Here is a 9,115-nt window from a genome sequence, read left to right on the forward strand (position 1 = left end):
TCAGGCCCCGGCCGTCGGGGCCACCCAGCCCTGCGGCGGGACCGGGGGCAGCTGCTCCCGCTCCATCAGGCCGCGCCGCCGGATCTTGTTGAGCACGTACACGTTGCCCAGGTGCATCACGCCGAGCACCAGCAGCACCACGCCGAGCTTGGTCGACAGCGCCTCGAAGATGCCCCGGGTGTCGGTGATGGTCTCGTCGTCGCTCAGGTAGAGGGCGACGAAGCCGAGGTTGACGAGGTAGAAGCCGACCACCAGGAGGTGGTTGACGGCGTCCGCGAGCTTCTCGTTGCCGTGCAGGACGTCGGCGAGGAAGACCCGCCCGTTGCGGCTGAGCGTGCGGGCCACCCAGACGGTCAGACCGATGCTGACGGCCAGGTAGATGACGTAGGCGATGACGGTGCGGTCCATGCCCCACCCCTTCTTGAACGCGTTCAAAACGCTGACAGGACTGACTGTAGACCTGTTTTTGAACACGTTCAAGCGGGAGTTGTGCTCAGGGGCGGCGGCCCAGCTCCGGGCGCTTGGAGTAGTCCGTGAGGCCGATGACGTTGCCCCAGGGGTCGGCGAACTCGACGGTCCAGCCGGTGGCCACGGGGAACGGTTCGTCCAGCGGTGGCACCCCGGCGTCCCGCAGCGCGCGGGCGGCGACCCGGGCGTCGGTCACCTCCAGCCAGACCCGCGCGGAGGGCCACATCGGCGGCTGCCGCCCGAACTCCTCCTCCGCGCGCAGCAGCAGCCCGGGCGTCTCGACGCCCACCTTCAGCAGTGCGATCCCGGCCTCGTCGAGCCGGTAGGCGACCGGGAAGCCGGCCCGCTCGTAGAACCCGACGGCCTCGGCGAGGTCTCCGACGGGCAGCAGCACGTTGTCGAACCCGAGCAGTTCGTACGACTCGTCATCTGACATGCCGTCAGGCTAGGACGGTCATCGCCCGGAACAGCTGATTGTCAGCCCTCGTCGGGCGCGCTCTTCGTCCGTCCGGCGGCAAGGATCTCAGCGACGTCCAGCGTGACCTCGGCCCCGAGCGAGTCGGGGAGGGTGACGGTCTCACCGGGGGAGTGGACGCGGTGGGTGGAGTAGTGGGCGCCGGTCGGGTCGGTGAGGACATGGAGGCGGTTGTGCCTGCGGTTGACGATCAGGTAGATCGGCACCTTGGCCTCGGCGTAGGCGGCGACCTTGGTCTCGAGGTCGTACTTCCAGTTCTCAGAGGTCACTTCCAGGTCCAGCCTGAAACTGGAAGGGGCGTAGGTGTTGTTCCGGACGTGGTGCTGCTCGATGTCGGCGTCCACGACGGACAGATCCGGAACGGCGTAGTCCTCGGCTTCGAGGGGGAGCCACAGACCGACGCCTTGCAGGACGTTGACGATGTCGTCGTGCAGTCCGGCCTTCACGAACTTGATCGTGAGTGTGGTCAAGGTGCAGCTGTGGTGACCGCCCCGCAAGGGGCTGACGAGAAGCTGGCCGCGGATGATCTCGACGCGATAGCCCGGATGGCGTTCCATGATCTCGTCGGCGAGCGTGGTGAGCACCAAAAACCTCCTGACACGTGGACTTGGGTCCATCGTGCGGAGGCGGTCCGCGCCTCAGCACCCTGAGAGGGCGCTCTCACTCCAACGTGTGAGGGCCCCGCTTCCAGGGGAAACGGGGCCCTCACAGCCGTCAACCGGCGTACACCGACGGAGTCAGAAGCGGCGCGTGATCAGCGCTCGCTTCACCTCCGCGATGGCCTTGGTGACCTCGATACCGCGCGGGCAGGCGTCCGTGCAGTTGAAGGTCGTGCGGCAGCGCCACACGCCGTCGCGGTCGTTCAGGATCTCCAGCCGCTGCTCGCCGGCCTCGTCGCGCGAGTCGAAGATGAAGCGGTGGGCGTTGACGATCGCGGCCGGGCCGAAGTACTGCCCGTCGTTCCAGAACACCGGGCACGAGGACGTGCACGCGGCGCACAGGATGCACTTGGTCGTGTCGTCGAAGCGCTCGCGGTCCTCGGCGGTCTGGAGGCGCTCACGCGTCGGCTCGTTGGTGTCCTTCGTGATCAGGAAGGGCATCACGTCCCGGTACGCCTGGAAGAACGGCTCCATGTCGACGACCAGGTCCTTGAGGACCGTCAGGCCCTTGATGGGCTCGACCGTGATCGGCTTCTCGGGGCTGAGGTCCTTGATCAGCGTCTTGCAGGCCAGGCGGTTCTTGCCGTTGATCCGCATGGCGTCCGAGCCGCAGATGCCGTGCGCGCAGGAACGGCGGAAGGTCAGGCTTCCGTCCAGGTCCCACTTGATCTTGTGCAGCGCGTCGAGGACGCGCTCCTTCGGGTCGATCTCCAGCTGGAAGTCTTCCCAGGTGGCCTCGGCCGCGACCTCCGGGTTGAACCGCCGGACGCGGAAGGTGACCGTGATGTAGGGGGAGTCGGCGAAGCCCGGCTCGGGGGCCTGGTCGCTCTTCTCCATGACAGGGGTAGCCATCAGTACTTACGCTCCATCGGCTGGTAGCGGGTCTGGACGACCGGCTTGTAGTCGAGCCGGATGGACTCGGCGCCGTCGTCGCCCACCTCGCGGTACGCCATGGTGTGGCGCATGAAGTTGACGTCGTCGCGGTTGGGGAAGTCCTCGCGGTAGTGACCGCCGCGCGACTCCTTGCGGGCGAGGGCGGACACCGCCATCACCTCGGCCAGGTCGAGCAGGTTGCCCAGCTCGACGGCCTCCAGCAGGTCGGTGTTGAAGCGCCGGCCCTTGTCCTGGATCGACACGTTCTTGTAGCGGGCGCGCAGCTCGGCGATCTTCTCGACGGCCGTCTTGATCGTCTGCTCGGTGCGGAACACCATGACGTTGGCGTCCATGCACTCCTGCAGCTCGCGGCGGATCGTCGCCACCCGCTCGGTGCCGGTGGACGAGCGCAGCCGCTCGATCTGCTCGACGACCAGGGACTCGGGGTCCTCGGGCAGCTCGACGAAGTCCGCCTTCTGCGCGTACTCCGCGGCGGCGATGCCCGCGCGGCGGCCGAAGACGTTGATGTCCAGCAGCGAGTTGGTGCCCAGGCGGTTGGCGCCGTGCACCGACACGCAGGCCACCTCGCCGGCCGCGTACAGGCCCGGCACGACGGTGGTGTTGTCCGCGAGGACCTCACCCTCGACGTTGGTCGGGATGCCGCCCATGGCGTAGTGCGCGGTCGGCTGGATCGGGATCGGGTCCGTGTAGGGCTCGATGCCGAGGTAGGTCCGCGCGAACTCCGTGATGTCGGGCAGCTTGGCGTCCAGCTGCTCCGGCGGGAGGTGGGTGAGGTCCAGGTAGACGTGGTCGCCCTCGGGACCGCAGCCGCGGCCCTCGCGGATCTCCGTGTAGATGGAGCGCGAGACGACGTCACGGGAGGCGAGGTCCTTCATGACCGGCGCGTACTTCTCCATGAAGCGCTCGCCGTCCTTGTTGCGGAGGATGCCGCCCTCACCGCGGGCGCCCTCCGTCAGCAGGATGCCCATGCGCCAGATGCCGGTCGGGTGGAACTGGAAGAACTCCATGTCCTCCAGCGGCAGCCCTCGCCGGTACACGGCCGCCTGGCCGTCACCGGTGAGCGTGTGCGCGTTGGAGGTCACCTTGAAGAACTTGCCGGTGCCGCCGGAGGCGTAGATCACGGACTTCGCCTGGAAGACGTGGATCTCGCCGGTCGCCAGCTCGTACGCGACCACACCGGCCGAGCGCTTGACGCCGTCGACCTCGGTGATCAGCTGGTCCAGGACGTAGAACTCGTTGAAGAACTCCACGCCCTCCTTGACACAGTTCTGATAGAGCGTCTGGAGGATCATGTGACCGGTGCGGTCGGCCGCGTAGCAGGAGCGGCGGACCGGGGCCTCGCCGTGGTTGCGGCTGTGACCGCCGAAGCGGCGCTGGTCGATGGTTCCGTTCGGCGTCCGGTTGAACGGCAGGCCCATCTTCTCCAGGTCGAGGACCGAGTCGATGGCCTCCTTCGCCAGGATCTCGGCGGCGTCCTGGTCGACCAGGTAGTCACCGCCCTTGACCGTGTCGAAGGTGTGCCACTCCCAGTTGTCCTCCTCCACGTTGGCCAGCGCGGCGGCCATGCCGCCCTGCGCGGCGCCCGTGTGGGAGCGGGTCGGGTAGAGCTTCGTCAGCACGGCGGTGCGGCTGCGCTTGGTCGACTCGATGGCCGCGCGCATGCCGGCGCCACCGGCGCCGACGATGACGGTGTCGTACTTGTGTACCTTCATGATTTTCGCAGCCCCGTGCCTAGCGGATGTTCGGGTCGAAGGTGAAGATCACCAGCGTGCCCAGCAGGATGGTGAACACCGTGGCGGTGTAGAGCAGGCCCTTGAGCCACAGGCGGGTGTTCGGGCGCTCCGCGTAGTCGTTGATGACCGTGCGCAGGCCGTTCGCGCCGTGCAGCATCGCGAGCCAGAGCATCAGGAGGTCCCAGACCTGCCAGAACGGCGAGGCCCAGCGGCCAGCCACGAAGGCGAAGCCGATCTTCGAGACACCGCCGTCCAGCACCAGCTGGATCAGCAGGTGGCCGAGGACCAGGACGACCAGCACCACGCCGGACAGGCGCATGAACAGCCAGGCGGCCATCTCGAAGTTGCCCCGGGTGGACTTCGGGGTCTTCTTCGTCCGGGCGCGGGGCGCCTCGATGAGCGGCGCCGGGTTGTCGGCCGAGTAGAGGGAGGCGCCCTCGACGGGGCCGATCCCGGAAGCGGGGGATTCAGTCGTGGACATTGGCGTCAGCTCCCGAACAGTTCACGAGCGGCGTGGCCGAGGACGGGGTAGATCGCCCCGAGCATCAGCACGACCCACAGGGCGACGACGGTCCAGAGCATCTGCTTCTGGTAGCGGGCGCCCTTGACCCAGAAGTCGACGGCGATGACACGCAGGCCGTTGAGCGCGTGGAAGAGGATGGCGGCGACGAGGCCGTACTCCAGCAGCGCGACGATCGGCGTCTTGTACGTGGCCACGACGGTGTCGTAGGCCTCGGGGGACACTCGCACGAGAGCGGTGTCCAGCACGTGAACGAACAGGAAGAAGAAGATGAGGACGCCGGTGACTCGGTGAGCCACCCAGGACCACATTCCTTCCCGGCCGCGGTACAGCGTTCCAGCCGGCACGGAAATTTCCTCCGGGAGCGGGGATTGGGGCCGCGCCGGCTTTCCTTGTCGGTCGGGCCCGGCCGGGTACGGTCCACCGGCCCCCAGCATGGTAGCGACGGTTGCCTGCGGCGCTTACGGGGGGCCTGCCGTTGTGATCAAACTTGCACTCAAAGGAGCAGTGGCTTGAGCGGGGGGCGGCTACGGGGGTGGGGGTTTGTCCTTGAATGCCGGGTGCGGGCCGCCTGTGGCTGGTCGCGCAGTTCCCCGCGCCCCTAAAGGGTGCTGGTCAGCCGCGTTCTTGCCAGTTGGCGGAGTTCCTCTGCCGCAACCAGGCGTTCTTCGTCCGGGTCGTTGTTCAAACGTGACCGGATGGCTGTCAGGACGTGGTTCAGGGTCTCGTCCGGGGGCAGGTCGGCCAGGCTGATGACGAACACGTGTCCGAAGCGGGACTCGTAGGCCGCGTGGGCAGCGCTCAGGGCCGTGTGGGCCGCCGCGTAGGTGTCCTCGGGGAGGGCGGGCAGCGTCTCCGCCGCCAGAGCCTCGGTCAGGTCGTCCGGGGAGAGGTCGTAGGCCGCCTCGTCCGCTGCCGCCAGGAGGGCGGGGAGGTCCGGGTAGGGGCGGTGGGCGATGAGGCGGTGGGCCCAGGCGTGGCTGTTCAGACAGGCGAGGAGGGTCTGGGCGGCCTCCTCGGCGGGGGCCGCGTTGAAGCGCTCCAGCGGGGCGGCCGGTGCCGGTGTGGCGCGTGTTTGCACCGGTACCGGTATGGCCACTCGGCGGGGGAGGTCTGGGAGACGGTGCGCAGGCAGCGTGGGTCCTCGTGGGCTTCACGTGTGTGTCGGCAGGGGATTGTGCGAAAGATGTGGCGTCACGTTATCGAGTGGCGGCAACGCGTGTCCGTCCGATGCCCGAATTTCACCCGAACGGGAGAGTTTCAGAACATGTGGTGGACGCATGACGGCAACGGCGGCCTTAGGTTGGCGCTGTGAGCCAGCACGGAGGCCGGATACCGGCGCACAAGGTGAGGCAGCGGGCCGTGATCGCCGGCGCGGTGGTCGCCGCGCTCGGCGTGGGGGTCGGCCTGTGGGCCACCGACGGCGACGGCGACGGCGGCGGTGACGGCGACCGGGAGGGCTCGGCGGCCCGGTCCTCCACCGGTGAGGCGGCCGCCCCCAGCCCCAGCCGGTCCTACCCGCTGTCCAAGGAGCCGCGCACCATACCCGCCGTGCGCGAGCACACCGCGGCCCGCGGCCCCGGCTGGCAGCCCGAGAAGGGGAACCGGGTCGTCGTCGCCGACTCCGGGCTCGCCGACGAGGGCAAGCAGATCGCCGGCGACCTCGGGATGACGTACGCGGGGGAGAAGGACGACGAGCACGCCGGGGACCTGCTGCTCGACGTGAAGGCCGACAAGGGCGCGAACCCGGAGTCGTACACCATGACGGTGCGGGACGGCCGGGTCACCGTCACGGGCCCCGCCGAGGCCGGTGTCTACTACGGTACCCGCACCCTGAAGCAGGCGGTGGACGGCGGCGGCACCGCGCCGGAGGGCGTCGTGAAGGACGAGCCGGCGAAGCCGAAGCGCGGCTTCTCGCTCGACATCGCCCGCAAGCACTACAGCGCCGACTGGATCAAGGACCGGATCCGCGAGCTGGGCGACCTCAAGTTCAACGAGCTGGGCCTGCACTTCTCCGACGACCAGGCCTTCCGCATCGAGTCCGACTCGCACCCCGAGATCGTCTCGGACGACCATCTGACCAAGGCCGAGATGAAGGAGATCATCGATCTCGCCTCCTCGCGCCACATCACCGTCGTCCCCGAGATCGACTCGCCGGGCCACCTCGGCGCCGTGATCGCCGCGCACCCCGACCTCCAGCTGCGCAACGCGCAGGGCACGGCCACCCGCGGCGCCATCGACATCTCCAAGCCGGAGGCCGCGAAGATCGTCGACGACCTGCTGAACGAGTACGCCGACCTCTTCCCCGGCTCCCAGTTCCACCTGGGCGCCGACGAGTACCAGGCGCTCGTGGTGCCGAACCCGGAGGCGTCCTACCCGACGCTGGCCGCCGCGGCCCGCAAGGCGTACGGCTCCGACGGCACCGTCGCCGACCTCACCACCGGCTGGCTCAACGGCCGTGCCAAGACGGTCATGGCCCACGACCGCACCCCGCGCGCGTGGAACGACGGCTTCTTCAAGGACACGTCCGTCGAGCCGCTCAAGGACATCAAGGTCGCCTACTGGACCGGCAAGGAGATCGGCGCCCGCCCGCCGACGGAGTACCTGAGGGAGGGCCGCCAGGTCCTCAACTACAACGACGAGTTCCTCTACTACGTGCTCGGGCAGCCGCAGACCTTCGTCTACCCGACGGGGCAGCGCATCTACGAGCAGTGGACCCCGCGCGTCCTGCGCGGCACCACCGCCGTCGACGCCAAGTACGACGACCAGATACTCGGTGGCAGCTTCGCCGTCTGGGGCGACTTCCCGAACGCCCAGACCCAGGCCCAGGTCGCCGAGGGCATCCGGCTGCCGCTGGCCGCGACGGTCCAGAAGCTGTGGGATCCCGGCAAACCCGAGCTGTCCTGGACGGACTTCGCGGCGCTGGCGAACCGGCTCGACTGACCCCGGCCGACGCGGTCAACACGCCGATTGGCCCATCCTGCTGCGAACTCCCGTACGGCTGTGGTGGTCTTTTGCCCAGCCGAACCGACACGCCGGGGGGAACCGGGACATGGGCTACTGGGGGTACTTCGTCGTCGGCCGCGCGGAGCGGCCGCTCGCGGAGCTGGAGGCGCTGGCCGGCGCCGGGGACATGACCCTGCGCCGGACCGCGCCGGGCGGCTGGCAGGTGTGGGAGTTCCCGGGCGGCGACGGAGACGTCGGGAACATGAACGACCTGGCCGGTCAGACCGGCGCGCCCGCGCTGTTCGGCTACGTGATGGACAGCGACTGCGTGGTCGTGGAGGCGGCGGCGCCCGAGAGCGGGGCGTGGACGACCTGCCTGGCGCGTACCGCCATGGCCGGATACCTGGGCGCCGAGCGGGACGGGCTCACCCTGGAGGACTACTTCCTGGAACCCCGGGACGCCGCCGAGCGCGCCGTCGCCTGGGCCGCCGAGGCGGGGTGTGCCGCGAGCGCCGCCGAACTGGCGCGGGTGCTGTCGGACGACCCGGCTGCGGACGAGGACGCCGACGAGGACGAGGACGAGGACGCCGACGAGGACGTGGGGGCGGCCGCGGATGCGGAGCCCGGCGCGGGCGCCGACCGGGTCCTCGCTTCCGGTCCGGTGGCCGAAAACCTCTTCTTCCGGTTCCTCGACCGGCTGGGCGTCGTGCCGCTGTGACACTCCCGGGCCGTCGCACGCAGTAAGGGTCAGTGCGGGCTCCGTGGTGGTGAGCGGGGCGAAGCGGCCGGAACAGGGAGGCACCCGATGAGCCTGGTGGAACTGATCGCGCGGGCCGACACACGCGGACTCGCCGCGAGCGGGCTGGCTTGTTTGGATCGCTGTGTCCCGCTGCTCGACGGCGACGACGAGGCCCTCAGACCCCTGTGGGCGACCCTCGCCCGCGTGACCGGCGACGCGACCGGACTCGACTGGGCCGAGGGGCTGGCGCAGGTGCGGGACAAGCTCGCCGGCCCCGACGCCGCGGATGAGGACGAGGCCGTGGTCCTGGCCCGCCGCATGCTCGCGGCCGCGCCGGCCGAGTGCTCGGGACCGGCGCTGCGGACGTGGGCCGACGCCTGCTCCGTCGCCTCGCTCCGCATCCACCGGCTGCTCGACCCGGCGGCGGGCGCGGCCCCGGAGGGCGACGTCCCCCGCGACGCGGACACGGAGGGACTGCCCCCGCTCGTGGCCGCCGAACTGCGCCGCCAGGCCGGCGTCCTGGAACTGCTCGCCGGGCACGGCGCGGCCGGGCTGCGTCCGGCCCTGGAGGTCTCCACGGAGGGACGCCGCGTGCTGCGCGCGGTCGTCTCGCGCCGGGCCCGGGGACGGGGCTGAACGCCGGGGCCGCCGTCGGGCCGTGCCTGTGACCGTCGTGCGGGG

The 9,115-nt window shown here is 69.7% G+C and carries 10 protein-coding genes and 1 pseudogene; 3 read left to right on the forward strand and 8 right to left on the reverse strand.

The window, feature by feature from the left end; translation table 11 throughout:
* The 8 genes and pseudogenes from ACFYZ3_RS07180 to ACFYZ3_RS07215 all read right to left on the reverse strand — a co-directional run.
* Complete coding sequence (locus ACFYZ3_RS07180; protein WP_115746561.1) at nt 1-408, reverse strand: hypothetical protein; 408 nt, start codon at nt 406-408, stop codon at nt 1-3.
* 85 nt (nt 409-493) lie between these two features.
* A complete protein-coding gene (locus ACFYZ3_RS07185; protein WP_104634946.1) occupies nt 494-904 on the reverse strand; it encodes a VOC family protein in 411 nt (136 codons plus the stop codon).
* Nucleotides 905-945: 41 nt separating this feature from the next.
* The gene (locus ACFYZ3_RS07190) at nt 946-1,560 is read right to left on the reverse strand and encodes a Uma2 family endonuclease (RefSeq protein ID WP_388514498.1); all 615 of its coding nucleotides are present in this window, start codon (nt 1,558-1,560) and stop codon (nt 946-948) included.
* Between the two features lie 120 nt (nt 1,561-1,680).
* Entirely contained in the window at nt 1,681-2,454 is a 774-nt protein-coding gene (locus tag ACFYZ3_RS07195) for a succinate dehydrogenase iron-sulfur subunit (protein ID WP_109034407.1), read from the reverse strand.
* Nucleotides 2,454-4,208, reverse strand: a complete 1,755-nt coding sequence (gene sdhA / locus ACFYZ3_RS07200) for a succinate dehydrogenase flavoprotein subunit (RefSeq protein WP_361003244.1) — start codon at nt 4,206-4,208, stop codon at nt 2,454-2,456. Before sdhA ends, ACFYZ3_RS07195 begins: the two co-directional genes overlap by 1 nt.
* 19 nt (nt 4,209-4,227) lie before the next feature.
* Nucleotides 4,228-4,710: a succinate dehydrogenase hydrophobic membrane anchor subunit gene (locus ACFYZ3_RS07205; protein ID WP_104634942.1), complete on the reverse strand. Its 483-nt coding sequence runs from the start codon at nt 4,708-4,710 to the stop codon at nt 4,228-4,230.
* 5 nt (nt 4,711-4,715) lie between these two features.
* Nucleotides 4,716-5,096, reverse strand: a complete 381-nt coding sequence (gene sdhC / locus ACFYZ3_RS07210) for a succinate dehydrogenase, cytochrome b556 subunit (protein WP_003974113.1) — start codon at nt 5,094-5,096, stop codon at nt 4,716-4,718.
* Between the two features lie 235 nt (nt 5,097-5,331).
* Nucleotides 5,332-5,884 (reverse strand): annotated as a pseudogene (locus ACFYZ3_RS07215) (2-oxo-4-hydroxy-4-carboxy-5-ureidoimidazoline decarboxylase); the annotation flags it as partial.
* A gap of 176 nt (nt 5,885-6,060) precedes the next feature.
* Between ACFYZ3_RS07215 and ACFYZ3_RS07220 the strand changes: the two are divergent.
* The 3 genes from ACFYZ3_RS07220 (at nt 6,061) to ACFYZ3_RS07230 (ending at nt 9,070) form a co-directional block, all read left to right on the forward strand.
* A complete protein-coding gene (locus tag ACFYZ3_RS07220; RefSeq protein WP_388514500.1) occupies nt 6,061-7,692 on the forward strand; it encodes a glycoside hydrolase family 20 protein in 1,632 nt (543 codons plus the stop codon).
* Between the two features lie 109 nt (nt 7,693-7,801).
* The gene (locus ACFYZ3_RS07225; protein WP_388514501.1) at nt 7,802-8,413 is read left to right on the forward strand and encodes a hypothetical protein; all 612 of its coding nucleotides are present in this window, start codon (nt 7,802-7,804) and stop codon (nt 8,411-8,413) included.
* Nucleotides 8,414-8,500: 87 nt separating this feature from the next.
* Nucleotides 8,501-9,070 (forward strand): hypothetical protein, encoded by a 570-nt coding sequence (locus ACFYZ3_RS07230; RefSeq protein WP_388514502.1) that lies wholly within the window; start codon nt 8,501-8,503, stop codon nt 9,068-9,070.
* Nucleotides 9,071-9,115 lie beyond the last annotated feature (45 nt).

Source organism: Streptomyces sp. NPDC001599 (genome assembly GCF_042893535.1).
In the GTDB taxonomy this organism is placed as follows: Bacteria; Actinomycetota; Actinomycetes; order Streptomycetales; family Streptomycetaceae; genus Streptomyces.